The following is a 24,045-nucleotide window of genomic DNA, read 5'->3' as shown; positions in this document are numbered from 1 at the left end:
GACATGAAGAGGCCAGGAGGGCGGCGACAGCTCTTCGTACACTCCTACAAGTGCCCTTCCTGTCCTGAGTCACCCCAGTTCACGGCGGGTCACGAGCGGTTGACCACCGGCCACGCACTTGACCGGCCGCCAACCGGGGAAGGACCCCGGGACGGGCCGGAGCACCCGGGTGGCGGCGGGGGCTCCCGGGGGACGCGGACGCCGCCGGAGGGGGCGCGAGGATGCGGGACAGTCATCGGGCGGAGGCCGAGCGGCTGCTTGCGCGGGCCGTGGAGGAGGAGGTGCGCCGCTCGGGCGGGCGTACGGACGGCAAGGTGCTGCTGTCCCGGGCGCGCGGCGCGCTGGACGCGATGGCGGCCTCGGCCGCCGAGGAGTACGACGCCTACACCCGGGCGGTGGACGAGGCCGCCGCGGGCCGGCTCACCTTCGGCCAGCGCTACGCCCGTGACGGCGCCGGCACCCCCCTGCTGGTGGCCGCCGTGGCGGCCGTCGCCGCCGCCGTCGCCGACCTCGCGCTGGGCACCGGCGCGGGCACGGCGGTGGGCGCCGGGGTGAGCGTCGGCGTGGTCGGCGCGGCGGCGACCGTGGTCAAGGTGGCCGGCACCCATGTGCCCGCCGCCCACCACCGCGCCGGCGCGGCCGGCCAGCCGGGCGGGCCGGAGCAGCTGCGGCTGCAGTGGCTGACCGCCCTCGACGTGCGGGGCATCCGGCCCTTCCTGGACCAGCAGCGGATGCTCGCCGCGTCCACCGGGCCGAAGAAGGGCGCGTCGCGGCTGCGGGGCGCCGACAAGAGCGCGGCGGCCCGCGGGCGCAGCGTCCTGGAGCAGTCCTTCGGGCAGCTCCCGGAGCCGCGGGGCGCCTTCGCGGGGCGGCGCACGGAGCGGGACCGGCTGCGTCAGTGGGTGCAGTCCGCCCGGGCCGGCACGGAGACGCTGCCGACGGTCGTGGTGCTGCACGGCGAGCCCGGCAGCGGCCGTACCGCCCTGGCGATACGGGCCGCGCACGAGCTGCGCGACCACTTCCGCGGCGCCTGCGTGGTGGACCTGCGCGGCGACAGCGCCGAGGAGCCGCCGCTGCCCACCCGGGACGCCCTGCTGCACCTGCTGAACCGGCTCGGCGCACCCCGCGAGCAGCTCCTCTTCCGCGAGCGGGCCTCGGCGGACCAGCAGGTCGGGCGGCTGAGCGAGCTGTACCACCAGCATCTGGCGGGCGTGCCGGTCACCATCGTCCTGGACGACGCCTCGGACCCGGAGCAGGTGCGCACGCTGGTGCCCGAGCGCTCCGACAGCCTGGTCCTGGTCACCGCCCGCACGCCCCTCGCGCTGCCCGCCGACCTGCCGGCCCGGGTGCACCACCTGCCGGTGCGGGAGCTGGACGCGGCCGGCGCGGAGGAGCTGCTCGGCGCCGCCGCCGAGGACGCCTCAGGACCCTACGACGCCGAGTCGGCGGAGCGGATCCGGCAGATGTGCGGCGGGCTGCCGCTCGCCCTGCGGATCGCCGGCTCCTCGCTGGGCCCGCGCTCACCGCGCGCCCTGGCGGCCGACCTCGGCGCGTACGGGCCGGTGGCGCCGGCCGAGCGGGCCCTGTGGCTGCGCTACACCGACCAGCCGGAGCCCGCCCGGCGGCTGCTGCGCCGCCTCGCGCTCGCCGGGCGCACCTCGCTGGGCGCGGCGGCCGCCGCCGCGCTGCTCGGCGCCGACGAGAGCGCAGCGGCCAAGCAGCTGGCGGCGCTGGCCGCGGCCGGCCTGATCGACCACGTGCGGGGCAGCCGCTACCGGCTGCACGACCTGGTGCGCGCCTTCGCGTCGGCCCGGCTCGCCGACGAGGAGGAGCCGGGCGAGCGGGCGGCGGCCCAGGAGCGGCTGATCACCAACTACGCCGAGCTGGCCGACTCGGTGCTCCGCCTGGTCGACGGCAACATGTCCACCCGCTCGGACCGCTTCGGCCCGCACGGCTTCACCTCCCTGGACGAGGCGCTGCGCTGGCTGGACGACGAGTCGAGCTTCATCACGGCGGCCCTGCGGCACGCCGAGGGCGTCGACCAGGGCCCGGTGCTGAACCTGCTGGGCGCGCTGTGCGACTACTGCCTGCTCCGCGGCGACCTGTACCGGCTCGGCGAGATCAACGACCTGGCCCAGTCCGTGGACCAGGGGCTCCTGGTCCGCTCGGTGCAGTGGCGCACCGGCATCGCGGCCCGCCAGCTGGGCGAGCTGGACACCGCGCGCACCACCCTGACCTCGGTGGTCGACCTCTACCGCGAGGCCCATCACGACGCGGGCGCGGCCCGCGCCCTGTGCTCGCTCGGCATCACCCTGCACCACCAGGGCAACCTCACCGAGGCCGCGGCCAGGCTGCGCGAGGCCCTCGACCTCCAGGCGTCCCCGGCCCTGGACACCGACCGCGCCTGGACGCTGCACGCCCTGGCGGCGGTGCAGCGCGACCGGGCCCGCCTCGCCGAGGCCCTCGACCTGCTCACCGAGTCCCTGACGCTGCACCGCGCGGGCGAGTCCCTGCACGGCCAGGCGTGGGCGCACTTCCAGCTCGGGCAGCTCCGGCTGCGCACCGGCGAGGTCCCGGCGGCGGAGGCGGACCTGCGCACCGCCCTGGAGCTGTACGGCCGCACCCGCGACGCCCGCGGCGAGGCGTGGGCGCTGACCCAGCTGGCCCGGGCCCGGCTGGTGGCGGGCGGGGCCACGGAGGCGGTCGCGGAGCTGCGCGCGGCGGCGGCCCGGCACCGGGAGAACGAGGACGCGCGCGGCGAGGCGTGGACGGTCTACTACCTCGGGCAGGCCCTGGAGGAGACCGGCGACCGGGACAGTGCCGTGCGGGAGCTGGAGCGCTCGCGCACCATGTTCTCCCGGATGCGCGACGTGTACGGCCTGGCCTGCGCCCGGCACCACTCGGCGCGGGTCACCCGGGACCAGCGGGCCGCGCAGACGGGCTCGCTGCGCAACTCCGGCTTCGCCCGCCAGCTCCTGGTCGACGCGCGCGCCGACTTCCAGCGCGTCGGCGTCGGGCACGGGGAGGCGTGGACCTGTCTGGAGCTGGCCGTGGTGGACGCCGGCAACGCCCGGGCCGCCCAGGCGCTCGCCCTGTGCGACGAGGCGGCGGTGCTGTTCGCGGCGTACGGGGACCGGCGGGGCGAGGACTGGGCGCGCTTCCTGCGCTGCACCCTGCTGCCGTACGCGGCCCCCGGCGGGGTGGAGATCGGTACGGCGGTGGCGCAGGAGGAGCTGGCCCAGCTCGCCCGCGCCGGGCACCCGGCGCGCGACTCCAAGCTGGACGACTACGCCGGCGCCTTCGCCCTCCTCCTGGAGCGCGGGGTGCGCCTGGAGGACGGCTGGCAGGGCTGGCGCCTGGGCATGGTCCCCGACCGGCACGCCCGCGAGGTGATGGGCGTACCGGTCCCGGCGGGCCGCTAGGACCTGTCGGAGCGGGCCGCTAGGCCCTGTCGGAGGAGGAGCCCTCGGCGCCGTCGGCGGAGGCCGAGGAGGAGGTCGGGGGCTCCTTGAAGTCGACCTTGCCCATGTGCCGGTTCATGGACTTCATCAGCCCCCACACCGCAAGGGCCATCACCGCGAAGACGATGAAGCCGAGGATGCCGGGGGTGACCTTGTTCTCGTCGATCTCGGCGAGCGGGACGAGGTGCGTCACTGCGAGGCTTGCGCTCATGTCAGGCATTGTCGCGGATGCCCGCGAAGAGGTCGTCCTCGGGGAGGGAGGTGTCCACGAGGGACTTGGCCAGCTCGTACTCCTCGGTGGGCCAGACCTCCTTCTGGAGCTCCATCGGCACCCGGAACCAGCCGCCGTCGGGGTCGATCTGCGTGGCGTGCGCGATCAGCGCCTTGTCGCGGATCTCGAAGAAGTCCGCGCAGGGCACGTGCGTGGTCAGCGTGCGCTCCTTGCGCTCGAACTCCGACCAGCGCTTGAGCCAGTCCCCGTAGGGCGACTCCAGGCCGCGGGAGAGCAGCGCCTCGTGCAGCGCCTCGGTGCGCGGCCGGTTGAAGCCCTGGTTGTAGTACACCTTCTGCGGCTGCCAGGCCGGGCCGTACGCGGACTCGGGGTACTTCTCGGTGTCCGCCGCGCCCTCGAATGCCACCATCGTGATCTTGTGGGTCATGATGTGGTCGGGGTGCGGATAACCGCCGTTCTCGTCATAGGTGGTGATCACCTGCGGCCGGAACGAACGGATCTTGCGCACCAGCTCACCGGCCGCCTTCTCCACGTCCTCCAGGGCGAAGCAGCCCTCCGGCAGCGGGGGCAGCGGGTCGCCCTCGGGCAGCCCGGAGTCGACGAAGCCGAGCCACTCCTGCTTGACGCCGAGGATCTCCCGGGCCTCGTCCATCTCCTTCTGGCGCACCTCGTGGATGTGCTCCTCGATGTAGGCGTCGCCCTGGAGCTTGGGGTTCAGGATGGAGCCGCGCTCACCGCCCGTGCAGGTCACGACCAGCACGTCCACCCCCTCGGACACGTACTTCGCCATGGTGGCCGCGCCCTTGCTCGACTCGTCGTCGGGGTGGGCGTGGACGGCCATCAGTCGCAGCTGGTCAGTCAAGACGGTTTCCTCGTGGTGTCGGTCCGCGCCCGCGAGGGGCGGCGGTCGGGTGACCGGTGGGCGGCTTCTATAGTGACCGAATCGGGGGACGGATTATTCCGGAGGGCGACGGGCGGCCCCCAGCCGAGAGGACGATCATGAGCACGGCGAGCACACGAGTGCCCGAGGGCCGCTACGGCCGCTCCTCGGCCGCCCGGTCCGACCGCACCCTCAAGATCGTCGGCGGCGTGCTCGGCGCGCTGCTGCTCCTGCTCGTCGGCTGGTTCGGCTACCACTACGTCGGCCAGAACAAGATCAGCGCCGAGGTCATCAGCTTCGAGATCTCCGACCAGGCGGTCAAGGTGCACCTGGAGGTCCGCAAGGACTCCGGCGCCGCCGGCTACTGCACCCTGCGCTCCCAGGCGGAGAGCGGCGACGAGGTCGGCCGGGCCGACTTCCGCTTCGACCAGGACGCCACCCGCATCGACAAGGTCGTCACCCTGCGCACCAAGGCCCGGGGCACCTCCGCCGAGCTGCTCGGCTGCCACGCCGACTGACCTGGGGCGACGCCGGTCCGGCGGCTTATGTCCTCCCCCTTCGGCCACGGAATTGTTAGGCTCGTGGTTTCGCCCTTCCGTGAAGGAACATGCTTCTGGGTAGGGCGTTCATTTGTATCCCCTATCCCCTGTACCGACGAGGAGCACCTGTGACCCAGACCAGCGAGAACGTCACCTGGCTGACCCAGGAGGCGTACAACAAGCTCAAGGAAGAGCTTGCGTACCTTACTGGTCCCGCGCGCACCGAGATCTCTGCCAAGATCGCCGCCGCGCGCGAGGAGGGGGACCTGCGCGAGAACGGCGGGTACCACGCGGCCAAGGAGGAGCAGGGCAAGCAGGAGCTCCGCGTGCGCCAGCTGACCCAGCTGCTCGAGAGCGCCAAGGTGGGTGAGGCGCCGGCCGCCAACGGCGCGGTCGCGCCCGGCATGGTCGTCACGATCGCCTTCGACGGCGACGAGGACGACACGCTGACCTTCCTGCTCGCCTCGCGCGAGTACGCGAGCACCGACATCGAGACCTACTCCCCGCAGTCCCCGCTGGGCTCCGGCGTCATCGGCCACAAGGTCGGCGACGACGCGGAGTACGAGCTGCCCAACGGCAAGGCGGCCTCGGTGAAGATCCTCAAGGCCGAGCCCTACAACGGCTGACCCGGCCCACCACACGTCTCCGACCCGCCCCCGGCGCCGTCCACACGGACAGCGCCGGGGGCGTCGTCATGACGGGGCCCTCACGCGGTGGCCGAGCGGTACTTGCGCACCGCCAGCGATCTGAAGACCAGGACGATCACCACGGACCAGATCAGCGACGCCCACACCGGGTGCTGCATCGGCCAGGCGTCCGGGACCGGATAGCCCTGGGGAAGGTTGCCGAACATCTGGCGGCACGCCTGGACCGTGGCGCTGAACGGGTTCCACTCGGCGATGACCCGCAGCAGGGTCGGCATGTTGTCGGACGGGACGAACGCGTTGGAGATGAAGGTCAGCGGGAAGAGCCAGATCAGGCCACCCGAGGTCGCCGCCTCCGGGGTGCGCACGGTCAGGCCGATCAGGGCACCGATCCAGGAGAACGCGTACCCGAGCAGGAGCAGCAGGCCGAATCCGGCGAGGACCTTCCCGGCGTTCTCGTGGGTGCGCCAGCCGACGAGGACGGCGACGAGGGCGAGGACCACCAGGGTCAGGGTCGTCTGCACCAGGTCCGCGAGGGTGCGGCCGGTGAGGACCGCGCCGCGGCTCATCGGCAGCGAGCGGAAGCGGTCGATGAGGCCCTTGTGCATGTCGTCGGCGATGCCCGCGCCCGCTCCGGCGGTGGCGAAGGTGACGGTCTGCGCGAAGATGCCCGCCATCAGGAACTCGCGGTAGCCGGAGGCGCTGAGGCCGGCGCCGGGGACGTTGATCGAGCCGCCGAAGACGTAGCTGAACAGCACCACGAACATGATCGGCTGGATCAGGCCGAAGATGACGACCTCGGGGATCCGGGTCATGCGGATCAGGTTCCGTCGGGCCACCACGAGGGAGTCCCGGACGGACTGGACGAGCGGGTTGCCGGGCGACCCGGCCCGCACGGCGTCGGTGACGGCGCTCACTGGGCACTCTCCTCGGTGGGGCCGCCCTCGCCGCTCGCGCCGCCCTGCTCGCCCTCCTCGGCCGCGTGGCCGGTGAGGAAGAGGAAGACGTCGTCGAGGGTGGGCCGGCGCAGGGCGATGTCGTCGATCTCGATGCCGCGGGCGTCCAGCTCGCGGATCACCTCGGCGAGCAGCTTGGCGCCGCCGCTGACCGGGACGGTGAGCTTGCGGGTGTGCTCCTCCACGGTGGCCGAGCCCTTGCCGAAGCCGGTGAGCACCTCGGCGGCGGTGCTGATGTGGTCGCGCTCGTGGACCACCACCTCCACGCGCTCGCCGCCGGTGCGGGCCTTCAGCTCGTCGGAGGTGCCGCGGGCGATGACCCGGCCCTGGTCGACGACCGCGATGTCATGGGCGAGGTGGTCGGCCTCCTCCAGATACTGCGTGGTCAGCAGCAGGGTGGTGCCGCCGGAGACCAGCTGCTTGATGACCTCCCACAGCTGCTGCCGGTTGCGCGGGTCGAGGCCGGTCGTCGGCTCGTCCATGAACATCACGGGCGGCGAGACCACCAGCGCCGCGGCCAGGTCGAGCCGGCGGCGCATGCCTCCCGAGTAGGTCTTCGCGGGGCGGTCGGCGGCGTCCGCGAGATGGAACTGCTCCAGCAGCTCGCCGGCCCGGGCCTTCGCGGCGCCCGCCCGCATCTGGTAGAGCCGGCCGACCATCTGGAGGTTCTCCCGGCCGGTCAGGTACTCGTCGACCGCGGCGAACTGGCCGGACAGGCCGATCGAGCGCCGCACCTCGTTGGGCTGCGTGAGCACGTCGAGCCCGGCGACGACCGCCTTGCCGCTGTCGGGGCGGAGCAGGGTGGTCAGGCAGCGCACGGCGGTCGTCTTGCCCGCGCCGTTGGGCCCGAGCAGGCCCAGCACCGTGCCCTCGGGAACGTCGAGATCGACGCCGTCCAGAGCCCTGACTTTGCCGAAGGTCTTCACCAGACCTTCGGCATAGATGGCGCCTGGCATGTGAGCCCCCATATCGTCTGCATCGTCTGCGCCTGTGTGGTGTGTGAGACGTGACTCACGATAACGCGATGTATCGCGTCTCACAATGCATTTGCCCGAACGAGTGACACGGCGTCAGCCCGCGGCGCCTCAGCCCGCGACCGTGTACCCCGCCTCCCGCAGCGCCCGCCCGACCTCGGCGCAGTGCTCCGAGCCCTTCGTCTCCAGGTGCAGCTCCACCTCCGCCTCCGTGAGCCCGAGCCGCGGATCGGTGCGCAGGTGGCTCACGTCCAGCACGTTGGCGTCGGCCGCCGACAGCACCCCGAGCAGCGTCGCCAGCGCGCCCGGCCGGTCCGTGAGGCGCAGCCGGACCGCGAGGTACCGGCCCTGCGCGGCCATGCCGTGCCGCAGCACGCCCTCCATCAGCACCGGGTCCACGTTGCCGCCGGACAGCACCGCCACCACCGGCCCCGCGAAGGTCCCCGGATCGCTCAGCAGCGCCGCCACCGGGCTCGCCCCGGCCGGCTCCACCACCAGCTTGGCCCGCTCCAGGCAGAGCAGCAGCGCGGTGGACAGCTCGTCCTCCGAGACCGTGCGCACCTCGTCCACCAGCTCGCGGATGATCCCGAACGGCACCTCGCCCGGCCGCCCGACCCTGATGCCGTCCGCCATCGTGGCCGGGTGCTCCACCGCCACCGGCCGGCCCGCCGCCAGCGAGGGCGGGTACGCCGCCGCCCCCGCCGCCTGCACGCCGACGACCCGCACGTCCGGCCGGACCGCCTTCACCGCGACGGCGATCCCGGCCAGCAGGCCGCCCCCGCCGACGCCGACCACGACCGTCCGCACCTCCGGGCACTGCTCCAGGATCTCCAGGCCGACCGTGCCCTGTCCCGCGATGACGTCGGGGTGGTCGAAGGGGTGGATGAAGACCGCGCCGGTCCGCTCCGCGTACTCCTGCGCGGCGGCCAGCGTCTCGTCGACCACCTGGCCGTGCAGCCGCACCTCGGCGCCGTACTCCCGGGTGGCGCTGACCTTGGGCAGCGGGGCACCCTTGGGCATGAACACCGTCGAGCGCACGCCGAGCAGCGAGGAGGCGAGCGCCACCCCCTGCGCATGGTTGCCCGCGCTGGCCGCGACCACCCCGGCCGCCCGCTCCTCCGGCAGCAGCCCGGCGATCCGGACGTAGGCGCCGCGCAGCTTGAAGGAACCCGTGCGCTGGAGGTTCTCGCACTTCAGGTGCACCGGCGCGCCGACCAGGGAGGACAGGTGCCTGCTGCCCTCCAGCGCCGTCATCCGGGAGACCCCCGAGAGCATCTTCCGGGCTCCGCGTACGTCGTCGAGGGTGACCGGCCCGACGGCGGTCGCCGTGCTGTAGCTCATGCGTCCAGCATCGCAGTTCACCGGAGGGAAGGGCCGCTGTGACCAACCTCCGAGACCGGCTTTCCACAGCGCCGGTACGTCCCGCAGCCCGGCCGCGTACCCTGTCCCCCAATCAGCCAGCCCTCCACGAAGTGAGCCCCCGGCCATGCCCACAACACCCGAAATGTCGATGGACATGACGACCGCCGGCGACCCCGGTCTTCTCGACACGCTGCAGCACGAGGTCGCGCTGTTCGCCCGCCGTGCCGAACAGACCCGCCTCGGCGGGGTCGGGCAGGTGCGCAACTCCATGGACCGCGCCGCCTACCTGCTGCTGAACCGGCTGGACAAGGAGGGCCCGATGGGGGTCAAGGCGCTCGCCGCGAGCATGGGCATCGACTCCTCCACGGTCACCCGGCAGGTGGCGCCGCTGGTCGACACCGGGCTGGTCAAGCGCACCTCGCACCCCGAGGACGGTCGCGCCGTGGTGCTCCAGCTCTCCCCGCGCGGCCTGGCCCGCCTGGACGAGGTGCGCTCCTCCCGGCGCACGCTGATGGCGGAGCTGACCCACGACTGGGCGCCCGAGGAGCGCGAGGCGTTCTGCACCCTGCTGACGCGGTTCAACGGGGCGCTGTCCGCGCGGATGTCCCCGCAGGGCCCGACCGGCCCGGAGGCACCGCAGGGCTCCTGACCCTTGACCTGCGGTCGCCGCTGGCCTCATATGAGAGCCCAGACATGAGAGCCCGGGGCCCGGAGCTTCCGGGGTCGCCCTCCAGGGAGGAGGCGCGGTGCGAGCACGACAGGGCTCCCGGGACGCGCGCCGAGCCCGGGGCTTCGAGGCGTTCGCCGCGGGCGCGTCCGGGCGGTTGCTGCACACCGCCACGCTGCTCACCGCCGAGCCGTCCGACGGCAACCCGCACGCGCGCCGGCTGCTGACCCTCGCCCTCGCCCACACCTACGCCCACTGGGACCGGCTGCGCGGCGAGGACCCCTACGACCGGGCCCGCCGCCACCTGGCCACCCGCTTCGCCCGCGGGGCCTGGCACCGGCACGGCGGACTCCTGGGCGGCCTGACCCGCTCCCGCCGCCGCCCGGCCGGACCGCTGGCCGCGCTCGCCCCGCAGGAGCGCCTGATCCTGGTGCTGCGACTGCACGAGGGGGTGGCCGAAGAGCAGACGGCCGCGCTCCTCGGACTGCCGGTGGAGCGCGTACACACCGTCTGCGACCGGGCGACCGCCACCGTGTTGCACCCGCCGGCGGCCCGCCCGGCCCCGCCGGTGACGGGGGTACGGGCGGCGACGCCGTGAACCGGGCCCAGCGGGAGGCCGCCGCGCGCGGCATCATGGCGCAGTCGCCGCCCCGCGTGCCGCCCGAGCTGTACGCCGACGTGGTGCGCCGCGGCGCCCGCGCGCTGCGCCGCCGCCGGGCCGCCCGCCGGCTGCTGTGGCTGGCGCTGACCGCGGTGGCCGTGGCGTTCGCGGTGTGGGCGCTGCACGTACGCCCCTGGGTGGAGCCGCCGTCGGAGACGACCCCACCCGTGACGGGCTGGGAGACCTGGTGAGACTCCCCTCCGGCGCCTAGCCGAGGGCCTGCTGGAGGTCCTCCAGGAGGTCGTCGGCGTTCTCGATGCCGACCGACAGGCGGACCAGGTCGGCGGGGACCTCCAGGGCCGAGCCCGCGGTGGAGGCGTGGGTCATCCGGCCCGGGTGCTCGATCAGGGACTCGACGCCGCCGAGGGACTCGCCGAGCGTGAAGACCTTCGCCCGGTCGCAGACCGCGACGGCCGCCTCCTCGCCGCCGGTGACGCGGAAGGACACCATGCCGCCGAACGCCCGCATCTGCTTCGCGGCGACCTCGTGCCCGGGGTGCTCGGGCAGCCCCGGGTAGAAGACGCCGGTCACGCGCGGGTGCCGGCTGAGCATCTCCGCCACCTTCCCGGCGTTCTCGCTGTGCCGGTCCATGCGCACCGCCAGCGTCTTGGTGCCGCGCAGCACCAGCCAGGAGTCGAAGGGCCCGGCGACCGCGCCCATCGCGTTCTGGTGGAAGGCCAGCTCCTCGGCCAGCGCCTGGTCCTGGACGACCAGCGCGCCGCCGACGACGTCCGAGTGGCCGCCCATGTACTTGGTGAGGGAGTGCACGACGACGTCCGCGCCGAGCGCCAGCGGCTGCTGGAGGTACGGCGTGGCGAAGGTGTTGTCGACGACGAGGCGGGCGCCGGCCTCGCGGGAGACCTGGGCGAGGGCGGCGATGTCGGTGATGCCGAGCAGCGGGTTGGACGGCGTCTCCACCCACACGACCTTGGTCTTCGGGGTGAGCGCGGCGCGCACGGCCGCGGCGTCGCCGGTGTCGGCCACCGACCACTCGACGCCCCACCGCGTGGCGACCTTGGCGAACAGCCGGAAGGTGCCGCCGTAGGCGTCGTTGGGGATGACGACGTGGTCGCCGGGGCTCAGCAGGGTCCGCAACAGGCAGTCCTCGGCCGCCAGCCCGGAGGCGAACGCGAGACCGCGCCGGCCGCCCTCCAGCGCGGCGAGGTTCTCCTCGAGGGCGGTGCGGGTCGGGTTGGCGCTGCGGCTGTACTCGTAGCCGCCGCGCAGTCCGCCCACGCCGTCCTGCTTGTAGGTCGACACCTGGTAGATCGGCGGGACGACCGCGCCCGTCAGGGGGTCGGCGGTGTTGCCCGCGTGGATCGCGAGGGTCTCGAAGTGCTGACTGATGTGCCTGTCGCTCATGGGCCTGAGAGTAGTGCGGCGGGCGCCCGCATGGGTCTCCACAGCCCGCCCACGCTGGTTTTCCACAGACCGCGGACCGGGTTCGCCAAGGGGCGTCGGGTTCTGGTTCGCTGGGGACATGGAGATTCTGTGGGTCCTGATGGCGGTCGCCATGATCAGTGTGGTGCTGGTGCCCGTCCTGCGGCGCCGGCGCGGTGCGGTGGGCCTGGTCCCGCCCGGCCATCCGGATGCCGCGGACCCGGCGAACTACGGCTTCGCCCGCGAGGAGGAGCTGGACGTCCGCATGCCGGGCCCCGACCAGGACCTGCTGGACGTCCTGGACCTGGTGCAGCGCACCCATGACTACCGGGGCGCGCGGCAGCTCCTGGCCGGCACCGAGGTGGAGGGCGAGCGGCGCTGGCAGCGCGTGCAGGCCTTCGCCGGCGCCGCGTCCCTGGAGCTGGCGCAGCGGCCGGGCGGGGTCGGCGAGGTGCCCGGCGGGCAGTGGCTGCGGGTGTGGCGGGCCGAGGCGCCCAAGGACCCGGGCGGTGCGGCGGTGCACGCCGAGTTCCTGGTGCAGCAGGCGTGGCGGACGGCGACGCCGGGCACGGACGAGTTCCGGATCATCATGGAGGAGGCGAAGGCGGCGTGCGCGCAGGCGGCGCTGCTCGCCCCCGGTGATCCGGTCCCGTACATCGTCGAGCTGTCGGTGGCCCGCGGCCTCGGCTATCCGCGGGAGGAGTTCGAGCAGCTCTGGCTGAAGATCCTGGACCGCGCCCCGAACCACATGGGCGCCCACCTGGCCGCCCTGCACTACTGGTGCGAGAAGTGGCACGGCTCCCGCGAGCTGGCCTACTCCTTCGCGGAGGCCGCCGCGGCGCGCGCCCCGCACGGCTCGCTGCTCGCCGCGCTGCCGCTGTTCGCGGTCTTCGAGCACCTGCCGGAGGTCAATCTGGTCAGGGGCTTCCACCAGAGCGAGGTCGTCACCAAGGCGGTGCACGGCGCGCTGCACGCGGCGCACGCCGCCCGCCCCGACGACCCGATGCAGGCCCATGTCCGGCACCTGCTGGTCTTCTTCCTGGTGCGCGGCGAGCGCTGGGCGGAGGCGATGAACCAGCTCATAGTGGTCGACGGCCATGTGGGGGCGCTGCCCTGGACCCTGTCGTCCGACCCGGCGGCCGCGTTCGCGGACCACCGCGCGCTGGCGGTGGCGGGGTACGAGGCGAACGGGGGCAGCCCGGCCACGCTGCCCCACTGAGCCCTGGCTACCCCTCGCTCCGGGCGGGCAGCTTCCAGCCCGGGCGCGGGAAGTGGCAGGTGTAGCCGTTCGGGTACCGCTGGAGGTAGTCCTGGTGCTCGGGCTCGGCCTCCCAGAAGGGGCCGACCGGCTCCACCTCGGTGACGACCTTGCCGGGCCACAGGCCGGAGGCGTCCACGTCCGCGATGGTGTCCTCGGCGATCCGCTTCTGCTCGTCGTCGACGTAGTAGATCGCCGAGCGGTAGCTGAGGCCGATGTCGTTGCCCTGGCGGTTCTTCGTGCTCGGGTCGTGGATCTGGAAGAAGAACTCCAGGAGCGCGCGGTAGTCGGTCCGCTCGGGGTCGTAGCGGATCTCGATGGCCTCCGCGTGCGTGCCGTGGTTCCGGTACGTCGCGTTCGGCACGTCGCCGCCGGTGTACCCGACCCGGGTCCCGGTGACGCCCGGGAGCCGACGGACCAGCTCCTCCATCCCCCAGAAGCATCCCCCCGCCAGCACGGCCCTCTGCGTCTGCGCGGCCATCACGGCCCTCCACACTCTGTCGACTCGGTCATCCGGGTCGCCGGACCCGTCCACCCCCCACAACACCCGTGGGCGCCGAGCGATTCCGGGGCGGGAGATCCGGTGGCCGAAGGCGCCCTCGGCGGATGTGGCCGGGCCTCTTCGGCGCCCGGCTCAGTCGGCGCCGTAGCCCTCCGGTCGTTCGACCGGGAGGTCGGAGACGCCGAGGTCGCGTCGCATGGTCTGGCGTACCTCGTACAGGGCCTCCGACGCGCTGAGCAGGCGTTCCTTGATCTGGTCCGGGGTCTCGTCGGCCACGGTGCCCTGCTCGTGCTGCGCGAGCAGGCGGTGGATGTGGTTGAGGCGGTGCACGAGTCCGCCGCCGGCGGCGAGCACCTGGTCGGGGACCACGATCTGCACCTCGGCGTACACGTCGCGCAGGGCGTGGCGGGGCTCGTCCCGTTCCCGCGTCCGGTCCGGCGCGGCCTGCCCGGTCTCCAGGGCCAGGTGGTCGTTCCACAGCACCTGGTGGAACTGGCGGAGCCGTTGGTTGAACTCCCGGTACGCCGCCTTGCGTTCGGCCGCGCTCTCCCGGCCCGCCGCCACCAGGCGGTCCTCGCGCCGCTGCCGCTCCGCGTGGTCGAGCTCCAGCGCCTTGGACCGGATGGCGCCGCGGTGGACGAGGATGCCGGAGAGCAGCGTGCCGCAGACACCGACGACGGCGACGACCAGCGCGCTCACGGATGCGTCCACGCCAGGAATCTAGCCGACGGCGGTGCCGGCGGACCGGGGCCCCGAGGATCGCCGCCTCGCGCCGCGGCCCCGGCCGCCTGTGGACCTCCGTACGACGGACGTCCGGCGGGTCAGATCGTCGCCGTGTCGATCACGAACCGGTAGCGCACGTCGCTGTTCAGGACCCGCTCGTACGCCTCGTTGATCTCCGAGGCCGCGATCAGCTCGATCTCCGCGCCGATCCCGTGCTCGGCGCAGAAGTCGAGCATCTCCTGCGTCTCGGGGATGCCGCCGATGGCGGAGCCGGCGAGCGTCTTGCGGCCGCCGATGACCGAGAAGAGGTTGAGGGAGACCGGCTCCTCGGGCGCGCCGACGTTGACGAAGGCGCCGTCGACCTTCAGCAGCCCCAGGTAGGTGTCGAGGCCGAGCGGCGCGGAAACGGTCGAGACGATCAGGTCGAAGCTGCCGGCCAGCTCCTTGAAGGTGGCCTCGTCGCTGGTGGCGTAGTAGTGGTCGGCGCCGAGCCGCAGCCCGTCGTCCTTCTTGCGCAGGGACTGCGACAGCACGGTCACCTCGGCGCCGAGGGCGTGCGCGAGCTTGACGGCCATGTGCCCGAGCCCGCCCATGCCGACGACGGCGACCTTCTTGCCGGGGCCGGCGTTCCAGTGCCGCAGCGGGGAGTAGGTGGTGATGCCGGCGCAGAGCAGCGGCGCGGCCTCGTCCAGGGCGATGCCCTCGGGGATGCGCAGGACGAAGGACTCGTCGACGACGACCTGCTCCGCGTAGCCGCCGTAGGTGGGCTGCCCGTCCTTGCCGACGCCGTTGTACGTCGGCACGTTGCCCTGGGCGCAGTACTGCTCCAGGCCGGCCTTGCAGTTGTCGCACTCGCGGCAGGAGTCGACCATGCAGCCGACGCCGACCCGGTCGCCGACGGCGTACTTGGTCACCTCGGGGCCGACCTCGGAGACGACGCCCGCGATCTCGTGGCCGGGGACCATCGGGAAGATGGCCTCGCCCCAGCCCTCGCGGGCCTGGTGGATGTCGGAGTGGCAGATGCCGGCGAACTTGATGTCGATCAGCACGTCGTGCGCGCGGACCTCGCGCCGCTCGATGGTGGTCCGCTCCAGCGGGGCCTTCGCGGCGGGGGCTGCGTACGCGGCAACGGTGGTCATGCCGGGGGTCTCCTAGCAATAGCGGTGATCGTGGGTAACGGGCTCCAGCCTGCCCGAGTCGCCGGCATCCACCCAGGCCACGGCTTTGCGTACGTTCGCCGTGCGTACCACCGGCAGGGTCAGGCCGGTGTGCGTAGGACCGGGAATACTGGAGGGTATGTCCGAGGAACGACCCGAAGCACCCGGCCCGCCCGACACCCCGCAGGCCCCGCAGGCCCCGCAGGCCCCGCAGGAAGCAGCCGCCGGCCTGGACCGCCGCGCCGAGCTGAGCGAGTTCCTGCGCACCCGCCGGGCCCGGCTGAAGCCGGAGGAGGTGGGCCTGGAAGGGTTCGGCCGGCAGCGCCGGGTGCCTGGGCTGCGCCGGGAGGAGCTGGCGCAGCTCGCCGGGGTCTCCGTGGCGTACTACACACGCCTGGAGCAGGGCAACGGCCGCAACGTCTCCGCGGAGATCCTGGACGCCATCGCCCGCACGCTGCGGCTGTCCGACGCCGAGCACGCGCACCTGATGCACCTGGCGAAGCCCGGGCCGCAGCGCCGCCACCCCGCCGCGCGGGCGCAGCAGGTGCGGGCGGGGCTGACCCAGCTGCTCGACTCGATCGAGACGGTGCCGGCCTACGTCACCGGCCGCCGCTCCGACATCCTGGCCTGGAACCGGATGGCCGCCGCCCTCTTCGGCGACTGGGGCCGGCTGCCGGCGCAGGAGCGGAACTGGGCGCGACTGGTCTTCCTCGACCCGGACTGCCGCGCGCTGTTCGTGGACTGGGACCAGAAGGCGTCGGACATGGTCGGCTTCCTGCGGATGGACGCGGGCCGGCACCCGGACGACCCGCGACTGTCGCAGCTGGTCGGGGAGTTGTCGGTGAAGAGCGAGGAGTTCCGGCGGCTGTGGGCCGCGCACGACGTCAAGGAGAAGAGCCACGGCGCCAAGCGGATGCGGCACCCGCTGGTGGGCGACCTGACCCTGTCGTTCGAGACGTTCCGCCTGGTGGACGACGCGCAGCAGTCCCTGGTGACCTACCACGCCGAGCCGGGCTCCCCCTCGGCCGAGGCGCTGCGGCTGCTGGCCAGCTGGGGCGCCGACGCGGCCGACCGCCGGGGCAGGGACGCGGCGGGGCCCGCCGGACGGTCGTCGTCCGGTGAGCCCCTGGGCTGAACCGGCGCCCACCCCCGCACCCTGGCGTCAGGCCGAGGCGTTCTCCTTGACGGTGATCCGGCCCTTGCGGATCGTCGCGAGACGGGGCGCCTTGCGCGCGATCGCCGAGTCGTGGGTGACCATCACGAAGGTCAGCCCCCGCTCCCGCCACATCCGGTCGAGCACCTCCATGATCTCGTCGCGCGTCGACTCGTCGAGGTTGCCGGTGGGTTCGTCGGCGAGCAGCACCTTCGGCTCCTTCACCAGCGCGCGGGCGATGGCGACGCGCTGCTGCTGGCCGCCGGACATCTCGGCGGGCAGGTGTCCGAGGCGCTCGCCGAGCCCCACCGACGCCAGCACCTCGGCGGCGCGTTCGCGGCGCTGCTTCGCCTTCACGCCGAGCGGCACCAGCGCCGTCTCGACGTTCTCCTGGGCGGTGAGCGTCGGGATGAGGTTGAAGGACTGGAAGACGAAGCCGATGTTCTCGCTGCGCACCCTGGTCAGCCGGGCCTCGGGCAGCTTGGCGAGGTCGGTGCCGTCGAGCACCACCTCGCCGGTGGTGGGCCGGTCCAGCGCGCCGAGAAGTTGCAGCAGCGTGGACTTGCCGCCGCCGGTGGGGCCCTGGATGACGAGCCGGTCGCCGGCGGCGATGGCCAGGTCGACGCCGTCCAGGGCACGGACGGTGGCCCGGCCCCGGGCGTAGGTCTTGGTGACGGCGGTGAGTTGGTACATGGCGTGACTCCTGGATGCGTGGCGGGTACGACGGGGACGGCGGGCGCCGGCGGTCTACGCCACCCGGCGCAGCGCGTCCGCCGGGCGGAGCCGCGAGGCGCGCCAGCCGCCGAAGGCGCCGGCGACGAGGCCGCCGGTCACGGCGAGGGCGACCGCGATGACGATGGTGGTGATGCTGACGGGCGCGGTCAGCGCGATGTCCAGCGTCTTGGCGGCTGCCTGCCGCCCGCCTCCGCCGAAGCCACCGCCACCGAAACCGCCGCCACCGCCACCGAACCCGCCCCCGCCGAACCCGCCGCCCCCGGAGCCGCCGCTCGACCCGCCGCCGAGCTGGGCCTGGAGCGTCGGGCTCGCCGCGGTGACCGCGTAGGCGCCCGCGAGCCCCACCGCGATGCCGAGCGCCCCGCCGATCAGGCCGTTGACCACGGCCTCGCCGACCACCTGGCGCGTCACCCGGCCCGAGCGCCAGCCGAGCGCCTTGAGCGTGCCGAACTCGCGCACCCGGCGGGAGACCGCCGAGGAGGTCAGCAGACCGGCCACGAGGAAGGCGGCCACCAGGACCGTGATCGACAGCCACTTGCCGACGCCGCCGGCGAGGTCGGAGGCGGTGGACAGCGAACCGGAGACGGTGGCGGCGAGGTCGGCCGAGGTGGTGACGTCGGTGCCCTCGATGTTCTTCGTGATCGCGGACTTGACCGCGTCGATCTGCTGCGAGTCGTTCGCCTTGACGTAGATCGTGGTGATCTTGTCCTTGGCGTCGGCCAGCGTCTGGGCCCGCTTCAGCGGGATGTAGAGGTTGGCGGCGGCTTCACCGCTGTCGGGCGTGGCGATGCCGATGACCTTGAAGTCGGTGCCCTTGACGGTGACGGTGCCGCCCGCCGCGAGCTTCTTCTCCTTGGCGTAGGAGGCGTCGGCCACGGCGACCGCGGCGTTCGTCTCGGACGCGGTGAAGGTACGGCCGCTGGTGAGCTTGGAGGAGGTCAGCGGGCCGAGGGCCGGCTTGGTGATGTCGGTGCCGTAGACGGTGTAGCTGTTGACGTCGAAGTCGGCGCCGCCGCCCGCGACGCGTCCAGCACCGCCCTGCCCCGGGCTCTGGCCGGGGCCGCCGCCGGAGCCGTCCTGCTCGATCTTGCCGCGGGTGAACTGCCCGCTGACCTTCATGACCTGCAGGCTCAGCCCGCCGACGGCGTCGGCCACGCCCTGCTGGCCGGCGACCGAGGTGACATCGGAGGCCGGCAGGGTCTGGAAGCCTCGCACCATGACGCGGTCGGTGCTCTGCTCGGCGTCGTCCCCGCTCTCCTTGGCGTCGAACCGGAAGCGGGGGCGCTCGGAGCCGCTGGGCTGCGGGGCCGCGGCCTTGGTCACGGTCATGTCGGTGCCGAGCCCGTACAGCGACTGCAGGACCTTGTCCTGGGCCCGGCTCATCCCGGCGGAGACGGAGTCGACCACGATGACCAGGGCTATGCCCAGGGCGAGACCGGAGGCGACGACCAGCGCCGCCTTCCTGCGGCGGCGCAGCTCGCGCCTGAGGTAGGTGAAGAACATGGCGGCACGGTATGGAGGCGCCGTGACGGAGGGATAAGGGCCGCGTCAGAAATTCATGAGAAGCGGGACGCCCGCCACCCCGGGCCGGGGCGGCGGGCGTCTCGGAGAGGCCGCTGAGGGGGCGTCAGGCCGCCGAACCGGCCTTCCACTGGGCCCAGTCCATGTTCCAGCCGTTGAGCCCGTTGTCCGGGGCGACGGTCTTGTCGCCGGTGTTCTTCACGACGACCACGTCACCGGTCAGGGAGTGGTTGTAGAACCAGGCGGCGGGCGTGTCCGGGTCGTTGGCGCCCTTGGTGTCGGACAGGCCCACGCAGCCGTGGCTGGTGTTGGCGCCGCCGAAGATGGACTTGGCGCCCCAGTAGTTGCCGTGGATGAAGGTGCCCGAGGTGCTCAGGCGCATGGCGTGCGGCACGTCCTTGATGTCGTACTCGCCCTTGCCGTCGTCGTCGGTGAAACCGACCGTCGAGCCGTTCATCCGGGTCTCCTTGTACTTCTCGGAGATCACCATCTGGCCCTCGTACGTCTTGTTGTCCGGGGAGCCGGCCGAGATCGGGATGGTGCGGATGGTCTTGCCGTCCTGGGTGACCTTCATCTGCTTGGTCTTGGCGTCGACGACGGAGACCTGGTTGCGGCCGATCTTGAAGCTGACCGTCTTCTGCTGGACGCCGTAGACGCCGTCGGCGCCCTGGACGCCGTCGAGCGCGAGCTTCAGGGTGACGGTGGAGCCGCCCTGCCAGTACTTCTCGGGGCGGCAGTCCATGCGGTTGGCGCTGAACCAGTGGCAGGCGACTTCCTGGCCGCTGCTGCTGGTGACGGTGACGCCCTTCTGGACGGCGGCCTTGTTGGTGATCGCCTTGTCGAAGTTGAGCGAGACCGGCATGCCGACGCCGACCGTGGAGCCGTCCTCCGGGGTGAAGCTGCCGATGAAGCTGTTCTTCGGCGACACCGTGGTGAAGGAGGAGTTCTCGTGGGCGGCGCGGCCGTCGGAGTCCGTGGCGGTCGCCGCCACCTTGTAGGTGGTGGCCCGCTCCAGCTGGCCGCTCGGCTTCCAGCTCAGCTTGTCGGCCGATATCTGGCCGCTGACCTCGGTGCCGTCGGCGGCGGTCATCTTGACGTCCGTGAGCGTGCCCTTGCTCACGGTGACGCCCGCGGAGTTGTTGATGGAGGCGTTGTCGGAGCCGTCGTTCGGGGCGATCTTGATCTGGGCCTCGGACGTCTTCTGGGCCGCCGCCTCGTCGACCTCGCTCTGCGAGGACTTGCCGTCCTTGCCGCCGGAGGCGTCGGCGTCACCGCTGGAACACGCCGAGAGTGCCAGCACACCGCCGAGCAGTGCGGACGCGGCCGCCAGGCCCTTGCGCCGCATACCGTCCGTCATCACACGCTTCTCCATCGTCGCCGATTCCCGAAACCCCGAGACAACCGTCAGAACTTCCAACGCTACGACCGGTTCGTCCCGTTCCCCACCGCCGGACGGTGTGGGACACGCCACGTTCCCCGCCGCCCTCGCCGCGGGTCGCGGGGGGCGGTGCCGTGGGCGGTCGTGCGCCCCGTGAGACGACGAAACCCCGGGTGGCGGTTGCCGCCCGGGGCCGGGAATTTCCCCACCCGGCGTCAGCCGGCCGTCATCTCCTCCCCGTCTACCCGGGAGCCGCCGCCCTCACCCTCGTCGTCGTCGTAGTCGTCGTCCTCGCCCAGCTCCCACTCGGGCGCGTCGGGGTCGTAGTCGATCCGCTCGCTGCTCCAGGATGCCTGCTGGAGCGCGGCGCCGGGCACCGCGCCGACCAGGTCGAAGGGGTCCACGAGGTGGGCCAGGGCCTCCGCCGTGTCCTCGGTCACGGCCCGCTCGGCCCGCGCCCGCTCGGCGTCGGGCAGGTCGGGGTCCTCGGCGAGGGCCTGGAGCGCGGCCCCGGTGACGGCTTCCTCGTCGTCGATCTCCAGGACCAGGTCGACGCGAACCCGGACGAACCGGGAGGTGTCAGGAGTACTCATGCCCGGAGCGTAAGGCCGCCCGCCCCCGTGGCTTTCCGGTGACCCGCGCCTTTCACTAACATCTGCCCAACGCGCAATTCGCCAGCGCCACAAGGGGATCGATATTCCGTGTCATCCGCTCGCCGTCCACTGCTGACCGCCGCCGCCGCGGGGGGCCTGCTGTGCGCCCTGTGGTTCGTCCCGTCCGCGAACGCGGCACCGGACGACGCCCCGGCCACCCGGACCGCCGCCGCCGCGAGTCCGTCGCCGCAGCGCACCGAGCAGGCCAGAGCCGTCTCCGCCGCGAACATGGAGAACACGGCCGCCGCCACGGGCACCGAGGGCGCCACCACGGACCGCCTGGCCGACACCGGCGGCTTCGACACCACGCCGTACGTCGTCGGCGGCGCGCTCTGCCTGGGCCTCGGCGCGGGCTTCGTGGGCTACTCGGTGCGCCGGGAGCGGCTGGAGTACTGAGACAGCGGGGCCCCCGCACGGGACCCCGCCGTCCTGCTACCGCAGCGGCCCGGTGACCGTCTCCGCCGCCGCCACCAGGTGCCCGGCGCGCACGAAGGCGTCCGCCGCGGCGAGGTCGGGGGCCAGGAAGCGGTCGCCGCCCGGGCCCTCGACGCCGGCCGCGCGGGCGGCGTCGATGACGGCCCGGGAGGCCGGGGCGGGCGTGAGGCCCTCGCGGAGCTGGATCGCGCGGGTCGCCGCGTACAGCTCCACGGCGATGATCCGGGCCAGGTTGTCGACGGCCGTGCGCAGCTTGCGCGCCGCCGACCAGCCCATGGACACGTGGTCCTCCTGCATCGCGGAGGACGGGATGGAGTCCGCCGAGGCCGGCACGGCCAGCCGCTTCAACTCGCTGACCAGGGCGGCCTGCGTGTACTGGGCGATCATCAGCCCTGAGTCCACGCCGGCGTCGTCGGCGAGGAACGGCGGCAGCCCGTGGCTGCGGTTCTTGTCGAGCAGCCGGTCGGTGCGCCGCTCGGCGATGGAGCCGAGGTCGGCGGCGGCGACGGCGAGGAAGTCGAGGACGTAGGCGACCGGGGCCCCGTGGAAGTTGCCGTTGGACTCCACCCGCCCGTCGGGCAGCACCACCGGGTTGTCGACGGCGGCGGCCAGCTCCCGCTCCGCGACCAGGGCGGCGTGCGCCATGGTGTCGCGCCCGGCGCCGGCCACCTGCGGGGCGCAGCGCACCGAGTAGGCGTCCTGGACGCGGGGCGCGTCGTCCTGGTGGTGCCCGGTGAGCCCGGAGCCCTTGAGCACGGCGAGCATGTTGGCGGCGCTGGCCGCCTGCCCCGGGTGCGGGCGGATGGCGTGCAGCTCGGGGGCGAGGACGCGGTCGGTGCCGAGCAGCGCCTCCATGCTGAGAGCGGCGGTCACGTCGGCGGACTTGTACAGGGTGTCCAGGTCGGCGAGGGCCATCAGCAGCATGCCGAGCATGCCGTCGGTGCCGTTGAGCAGGGCGAGGCCCTCCTTCTCGCGCAGCTCGACGGGGGCGATGCCCGCCTCGGCGAGCAGCTCGCCGGCCGGGCGGACGGTGCCGTCGGGGCCCTCGGCGTCGCCCTCGCCCATCAGGGTCAACGCGCAGTGCGAGAGGGGGGCGAGGTCGCCGGAGCAGCCGAGGGAGCCGTACTCGTGCACGACCGGGGTGATGCCGGCGTTGAGGACGTCGGCCATGGTCTGCGCGACCTCGGGGCGTACGCCGGTGCGGCCCGAGCAGACAGTCTTCAGCCGCAGGAACATCAGCGCGCGCACCACCTCGCGCTCGACGCGCGGGCCCATGCCGGCGGCGTGCGAGCGGACGATGTTGCGCTGCAGCCGGGCGCGCAGCTCCGGGCTGATGTGCCGGGTGGCCAGGGCGCCGAAGCCGGTGCTCACGCCGTACACGGGCTCGGGCTTGGCGGCCAGCGCGTCCACGACCTCGCGGGCCGCCGCGAGGGCCGCCACCGCCTCGTCGGCCAGCTCGACGCGGGCGCCGGCGCGGGCCACGGCGAGGACGTCGGACGGGGTCGTCCCGGACGTCCCCACCACCACAGTGTGCATATCCATATTCAGGAGCGTACGCAGTGAATTCCCCACTGTCACCATCGGCTACGTCACCAGCGGATCCGGCGTGCGCCCCTTACACCTCGGGCGAGTGCCGGCCGCGGAACCGCCGGCGTTCCCCGTCCTCCGCCCGCGAGGGCGCGTCGGCGAGCCGGACGACGGGATCCTCCGGGCCCTCCCTCCCCGCGACGACCGGTCCGGCCGCCCGCTCGGCCTTGGCCCGGTACTGGGCGGCGTCGGCGAGCCGGAACAGCCGCCGCGCCGAGCGCACCGGACCCACGGGGTCGTCGGTGGAGGCGACCCCGCAGGCCACGCCCTCGCCGGGCTCGAGGAGGGCGGCCCGCCGGCACAGCTCGTCGGCCGCCTCCACCACGGTGTCCGCCGGCGGCCCGACCGCGAGCAGGCAGAACTCGTCCCCGCCGAGCCGCGCCACCAGCGCGCCGCCCGGCACCATCGCCCCGCACAGCGACAGCACCGACCCGAACCGCTCCAGGAGCCGGTCCCCCGCGGCGTGCCCGTAGGTGTCGTTGACCTCCTTGAGCCCGTTGAGGTCGCACACGGCGAGGCTGACCACCACGCCCTCCTTGCGGTGCAGCTCCACGGCCTCGTCCAGGCGGGCGTCCACCGCGCGGCGGTTGGCGAGGCCGGTGAGCGCGTCGGTGTACGCGAGGCGCCGCACCTCCTCAAGACGCTCGGTCTGCGCGATGCCGGCGGCCACCACCGAGGCCAGGACGGTCGCGAAGTCGGCGTCGGCCCGCTCGAAGACGGGGTCGCCGACCGGGCGGGCCACGTACAGCTCGCCCCAGGCGTGCCCGTGCAGCACGATCGGCGCGACGACGCAGCAGCCGCGCCCGCGCCTGCGCAGGGCGGCTACCCGCTGGTGCACGTAGCCGGCGCGGCCGGCGGCCGGCCCCGCGGCCGTCTCCACCCAGGCGTCCGGCTCGCCGCCGCCGGCCCAGCGCTCGTGCAGGAACTCGGTGATCTCGGCGAACTGGTGCACCGGATAGGACTCGTCCTCCGGGAACTCCTCCTCGTCGGCGGCCCGCCGCCCGACGTTGACGAGCACCCGCAGCCGCCCCCGCTCGCGCTCCCACACCGACAGCGCGGCGAAACCGCCGCCCAGCGCCAGGCACGCCCCGACGGCGGCGGCCCGCCACGCCTCCCGCGCGCTGTGCGCCGCGGCCATCCCCTGCGCCAGCGCCACGACGGCCGCGAGCCGTCTGTCCTCACCCATC

24 protein-coding genes are annotated in these 24,045 nt (G+C 73.5%); 9 read left to right on the top strand and 15 right to left on the bottom strand.

Features of this window, described 5'->3' with window-relative positions; genetic code table 11:
• The first annotated feature begins 221 nt into the window (after positions 1–221).
• Entirely contained in the window at positions 222–3,422 is a 3,201-nt protein-coding gene (locus ACGFZL_RS08335; RefSeq protein ID WP_393690115.1) for a tetratricopeptide repeat protein, read from the top strand.
• A gap of 19 nt (positions 3,423–3,441) precedes the next feature.
• On the opposite strand, the gene ACGFZL_RS08330 is transcribed toward ACGFZL_RS08335, so the two are convergent.
• Together ACGFZL_RS08330 and mca are read right to left on the bottom strand one after the other, a co-directional pair.
• Positions 3,442–3,681 carry a hypothetical protein gene (locus ACGFZL_RS08330; protein WP_355174502.1) on the bottom strand — a complete coding sequence of 80 codons (240 nt, stop codon included), beginning with the start codon at positions 3,679–3,681 and terminating at the stop codon, positions 3,442–3,444.
• Positions 3,674–4,555: a mycothiol conjugate amidase Mca gene (gene mca, locus ACGFZL_RS08325; RefSeq protein ID WP_393690114.1), complete on the bottom strand. Its 882-nt coding sequence runs from the start codon at positions 4,553–4,555 to the stop codon at positions 3,674–3,676. Before mca ends, ACGFZL_RS08330 begins: the two co-directional genes overlap by 8 nt.
• 137 nt (positions 4,556–4,692) lie before the next feature.
• Between mca and ACGFZL_RS08320 the strand changes: the two genes are divergently transcribed.
• A complete protein-coding gene (locus ACGFZL_RS08320; RefSeq protein ID WP_393690113.1) occupies positions 4,693–5,091 on the top strand; it encodes a DUF4307 domain-containing protein in 399 nt (132 codons plus the stop codon).
• A gap of 149 nt (positions 5,092–5,240) precedes the next feature.
• A complete protein-coding gene (gene greA / locus ACGFZL_RS08315) occupies positions 5,241–5,738 on the top strand; it encodes a transcription elongation factor GreA (RefSeq protein ID WP_393690112.1) in 498 nt (165 codons plus the stop codon).
• A gap of 80 nt (positions 5,739–5,818) precedes the next feature.
• Here greA and ACGFZL_RS08310 read toward each other — a convergent pair whose 3' ends face one another.
• From ACGFZL_RS08310 to ilvA, 3 genes are all read right to left on the bottom strand, one after another.
• Positions 5,819–6,673, bottom strand: a complete 855-nt coding sequence (locus ACGFZL_RS08310) for an ABC transporter permease (RefSeq protein ID WP_355174510.1) — start codon at positions 6,671–6,673, stop codon at positions 5,819–5,821.
• Complete coding sequence (locus ACGFZL_RS08305; protein WP_355174512.1) at positions 6,670–7,668, bottom strand: ATP-binding cassette domain-containing protein; 999 nt, start codon at positions 7,666–7,668, stop codon at positions 6,670–6,672. Before ACGFZL_RS08305 ends, ACGFZL_RS08310 begins: the two co-directional genes overlap by 4 nt.
• Positions 7,669–7,797: 129 nt before the next feature.
• On the bottom strand, positions 7,798–9,027 hold the full coding sequence (gene ilvA / locus ACGFZL_RS08300; RefSeq protein ID WP_393690111.1) for a threonine ammonia-lyase: 1,230 nt from the start codon (positions 9,025–9,027) through the stop codon (positions 7,798–7,800).
• Positions 9,028–9,190: 163 nt separating this feature from the next.
• On the opposite strand from ilvA, the gene ACGFZL_RS08295 reads away from it, so the two are divergent.
• From ACGFZL_RS08295 to ACGFZL_RS08285, 3 genes are all read left to right on the top strand, one after another.
• Positions 9,191–9,697 (top strand): MarR family winged helix-turn-helix transcriptional regulator, encoded by a 507-nt coding sequence (locus ACGFZL_RS08295; RefSeq protein ID WP_393690110.1) that lies wholly within the window; start codon positions 9,191–9,193, stop codon positions 9,695–9,697.
• Positions 9,698–9,794: 97 nt separating this feature from the next.
• Positions 9,795–10,313 carry a sigma factor-like helix-turn-helix DNA-binding protein gene (locus tag ACGFZL_RS08290; protein WP_393690109.1) on the top strand — a complete coding sequence of 173 codons (519 nt, stop codon included), beginning with the start codon at positions 9,795–9,797 and terminating at the stop codon, positions 10,311–10,313.
• Positions 10,310–10,567 (top strand): hypothetical protein, encoded by a 258-nt coding sequence (locus ACGFZL_RS08285; RefSeq protein WP_393690108.1) that lies wholly within the window; start codon positions 10,310–10,312, stop codon positions 10,565–10,567. Before ACGFZL_RS08290 ends, ACGFZL_RS08285 begins: the two co-directional genes overlap by 4 nt.
• 16 nt (positions 10,568–10,583) lie before the next feature.
• Here ACGFZL_RS08285 and ACGFZL_RS08280 read toward each other — a convergent pair whose 3' ends face one another.
• A complete protein-coding gene (locus ACGFZL_RS08280; RefSeq protein WP_393690107.1) occupies positions 10,584–11,738 on the bottom strand; it encodes a cystathionine gamma-synthase in 1,155 nt (384 codons plus the stop codon).
• A 118-nt stretch (positions 11,739–11,856) separates the two neighbouring features.
• Between ACGFZL_RS08280 and ACGFZL_RS08275 the strand changes: the two genes are divergently transcribed.
• Complete coding sequence (locus ACGFZL_RS08275; RefSeq protein ID WP_393690106.1) at positions 11,857–12,975, top strand: hypothetical protein; 1,119 nt, start codon at positions 11,857–11,859, stop codon at positions 12,973–12,975.
• Between the two features lie 7 nt (positions 12,976–12,982).
• Here the strand turns inward: ACGFZL_RS08275 and msrA are convergent, their stop codons facing one another.
• The 3 genes from msrA to ACGFZL_RS08260 all read right to left on the bottom strand — a co-directional run bounded on the left by msrA (position 12,983) and on the right by ACGFZL_RS08260 (position 15,378).
• Positions 12,983–13,495, bottom strand: coding sequence for a peptide-methionine (S)-S-oxide reductase MsrA (gene msrA, locus ACGFZL_RS08270; protein WP_393690105.1), 513 nt, complete (start codon positions 13,493–13,495; stop codon positions 12,983–12,985).
• A gap of 153 nt (positions 13,496–13,648) precedes the next feature.
• Positions 13,649–14,227 (bottom strand): hypothetical protein, encoded by a 579-nt coding sequence (locus ACGFZL_RS08265; protein WP_393690104.1) that lies wholly within the window; start codon positions 14,225–14,227, stop codon positions 13,649–13,651.
• A 110-nt stretch (positions 14,228–14,337) separates the two neighbouring features.
• Positions 14,338–15,378 carry an NAD(P)-dependent alcohol dehydrogenase gene (locus ACGFZL_RS08260; RefSeq protein WP_355174528.1) on the bottom strand — a complete coding sequence of 347 codons (1,041 nt, stop codon included), beginning with the start codon at positions 15,376–15,378 and terminating at the stop codon, positions 14,338–14,340.
• Between the two features lie 157 nt (positions 15,379–15,535).
• On the opposite strand from ACGFZL_RS08260, the gene ACGFZL_RS08255 reads away from it, so the two are divergent.
• Positions 15,536–16,531 (top strand): helix-turn-helix domain-containing protein, encoded by a 996-nt coding sequence (locus ACGFZL_RS08255; RefSeq protein ID WP_393690103.1) that lies wholly within the window; start codon positions 15,536–15,538, stop codon positions 16,529–16,531.
• 27 nt (positions 16,532–16,558) lie between these two features.
• Here ACGFZL_RS08255 and ACGFZL_RS08250 read toward each other — a convergent pair whose 3' ends face one another.
• The 4 genes from ACGFZL_RS08250 to ACGFZL_RS08235 all read right to left on the bottom strand — a co-directional run bounded on the left by ACGFZL_RS08250 (position 16,559) and on the right by ACGFZL_RS08235 (position 20,776).
• Positions 16,559–17,242 (bottom strand): ABC transporter ATP-binding protein, encoded by a 684-nt coding sequence (locus tag ACGFZL_RS08250; protein WP_393690102.1) that lies wholly within the window; start codon positions 17,240–17,242, stop codon positions 16,559–16,561.
• Between the two features lie 54 nt (positions 17,243–17,296).
• Positions 17,297–18,787 (bottom strand): ABC transporter permease, encoded by a 1,491-nt coding sequence (locus ACGFZL_RS08245; protein WP_393690101.1) that lies wholly within the window; start codon positions 18,785–18,787, stop codon positions 17,297–17,299.
• A 124-nt stretch (positions 18,788–18,911) separates the two neighbouring features.
• Entirely contained in the window at positions 18,912–20,162 is a 1,251-nt protein-coding gene (locus tag ACGFZL_RS08240; RefSeq protein WP_355174536.1) for an Ig-like domain-containing protein, read from the bottom strand.
• Between the two features lie 236 nt (positions 20,163–20,398).
• Complete coding sequence (locus tag ACGFZL_RS08235; protein WP_393690100.1) at positions 20,399–20,776, bottom strand: hypothetical protein; 378 nt, start codon at positions 20,774–20,776, stop codon at positions 20,399–20,401.
• A 108-nt stretch (positions 20,777–20,884) separates the two neighbouring features.
• Here ACGFZL_RS08235 and ACGFZL_RS08230 point away from each other — a divergent pair, with 108 nt between their 5' ends.
• Positions 20,885–21,232, top strand: coding sequence for a hypothetical protein (locus ACGFZL_RS08230; protein ID WP_355174540.1), 348 nt, complete (start codon positions 20,885–20,887; stop codon positions 21,230–21,232).
• Positions 21,233–21,268: 36 nt separating this feature from the next.
• Here the strand turns inward: ACGFZL_RS08230 and hutH are convergent, their stop codons facing one another.
• Together hutH and ACGFZL_RS08220 are read right to left on the bottom strand one after the other, a co-directional pair.
• Complete coding sequence (hutH, locus tag ACGFZL_RS08225; RefSeq protein WP_393690204.1) at positions 21,269–22,807, bottom strand: histidine ammonia-lyase; 1,539 nt, start codon at positions 22,805–22,807, stop codon at positions 21,269–21,271.
• Between the two features lie 79 nt (positions 22,808–22,886).
• The gene (locus ACGFZL_RS08220) at positions 22,887–24,044 is read right to left on the bottom strand and encodes a diguanylate cyclase domain-containing protein (RefSeq protein WP_393690099.1); all 1,158 of its coding nucleotides are present in this window, start codon (positions 24,042–24,044) and stop codon (positions 22,887–22,889) included.
• Between the last annotated feature and the right edge of the window lies 1 nt (position 24,045).

It is taken from the genome of Streptomyces sp. NPDC048182 (genome assembly GCF_043202555.1).
In the GTDB taxonomy this organism is placed as follows: domain Bacteria; phylum Actinomycetota; class Actinomycetes; order Streptomycetales; family Streptomycetaceae; genus Streptomyces.
This window is presented reverse-complemented; position numbering and strand designations above follow the sequence as displayed.

What these genes read in the sequence shown, in the direction of transcription:
- ACGFZL_RS08335 (WP_393690115.1), top strand. Translation starts at nt 222, where the DNA reads ATGCGGGACAGTCATCGGGCGGAGGCCGAGCGGCTGCTTGCGCGGGCC.
- ACGFZL_RS08330 (WP_355174502.1), bottom strand. Translation starts at nt 3,681, where the DNA reads ATGCCTGACATGAGCGCAAGCCTCGCAGTGACGCACCTCGTCCCGCTC.
- ACGFZL_RS08320 (WP_393690113.1), top strand. Translation starts at nt 4,693, where the DNA reads ATGAGCACGGCGAGCACACGAGTGCCCGAGGGCCGCTACGGCCGCTCC.
- ACGFZL_RS08305 (WP_355174512.1), bottom strand. Translation starts at nt 7,668, where the DNA reads ATGCCAGGCGCCATCTATGCCGAAGGTCTGGTGAAGACCTTCGGCAAA.
- ilvA (WP_393690111.1), bottom strand. Translation starts at nt 9,027, where the DNA reads ATGAGCTACAGCACGGCGACCGCCGTCGGGCCGGTCACCCTCGACGAC.
- ACGFZL_RS08295 (WP_393690110.1), top strand. Translation starts at nt 9,191, where the DNA reads ATGTCGATGGACATGACGACCGCCGGCGACCCCGGTCTTCTCGACACG.
- ACGFZL_RS08280 (WP_393690107.1), bottom strand. Translation starts at nt 11,738, where the DNA reads ATGAGCGACAGGCACATCAGTCAGCACTTCGAGACCCTCGCGATCCAC.
- ACGFZL_RS08275 (WP_393690106.1), top strand. Translation starts at nt 11,857, where the DNA reads ATGGAGATTCTGTGGGTCCTGATGGCGGTCGCCATGATCAGTGTGGTG.
- msrA (WP_393690105.1), bottom strand. Translation starts at nt 13,495, where the DNA reads ATGGCCGCGCAGACGCAGAGGGCCGTGCTGGCGGGGGGATGCTTCTGG.
- ACGFZL_RS08260 (WP_355174528.1), bottom strand. Translation starts at nt 15,378, where the DNA reads ATGACCACCGTTGCCGCGTACGCAGCCCCCGCCGCGAAGGCCCCGCTG.
- ACGFZL_RS08255 (WP_393690103.1), top strand. Translation starts at nt 15,536, where the DNA reads ATGTCCGAGGAACGACCCGAAGCACCCGGCCCGCCCGACACCCCGCAG.
- ACGFZL_RS08250 (WP_393690102.1), bottom strand. Translation starts at nt 17,242, where the DNA reads ATGTACCAACTCACCGCCGTCACCAAGACCTACGCCCGGGGCCGGGCC.
- ACGFZL_RS08245 (WP_393690101.1), bottom strand. Translation starts at nt 18,787, where the DNA reads ATGTTCTTCACCTACCTCAGGCGCGAGCTGCGCCGCCGCAGGAAGGCG.
- ACGFZL_RS08240 (WP_355174536.1), bottom strand. Translation starts at nt 20,162, where the DNA reads ATGACGGACGGTATGCGGCGCAAGGGCCTGGCGGCCGCGTCCGCACTG.
- ACGFZL_RS08235 (WP_393690100.1), bottom strand. Translation starts at nt 20,776, where the DNA reads ATGAGTACTCCTGACACCTCCCGGTTCGTCCGGGTTCGCGTCGACCTG.
- hutH (WP_393690204.1), bottom strand. Translation starts at nt 22,807, where the DNA reads ATGCACACTGTGGTGGTGGGGACGTCCGGGACGACCCCGTCCGACGTC.
- ACGFZL_RS08220 (WP_393690099.1), bottom strand. Translation starts at nt 24,044, where the DNA reads ATGGGTGAGGACAGACGGCTCGCGGCCGTCGTGGCGCTGGCGCAGGGG.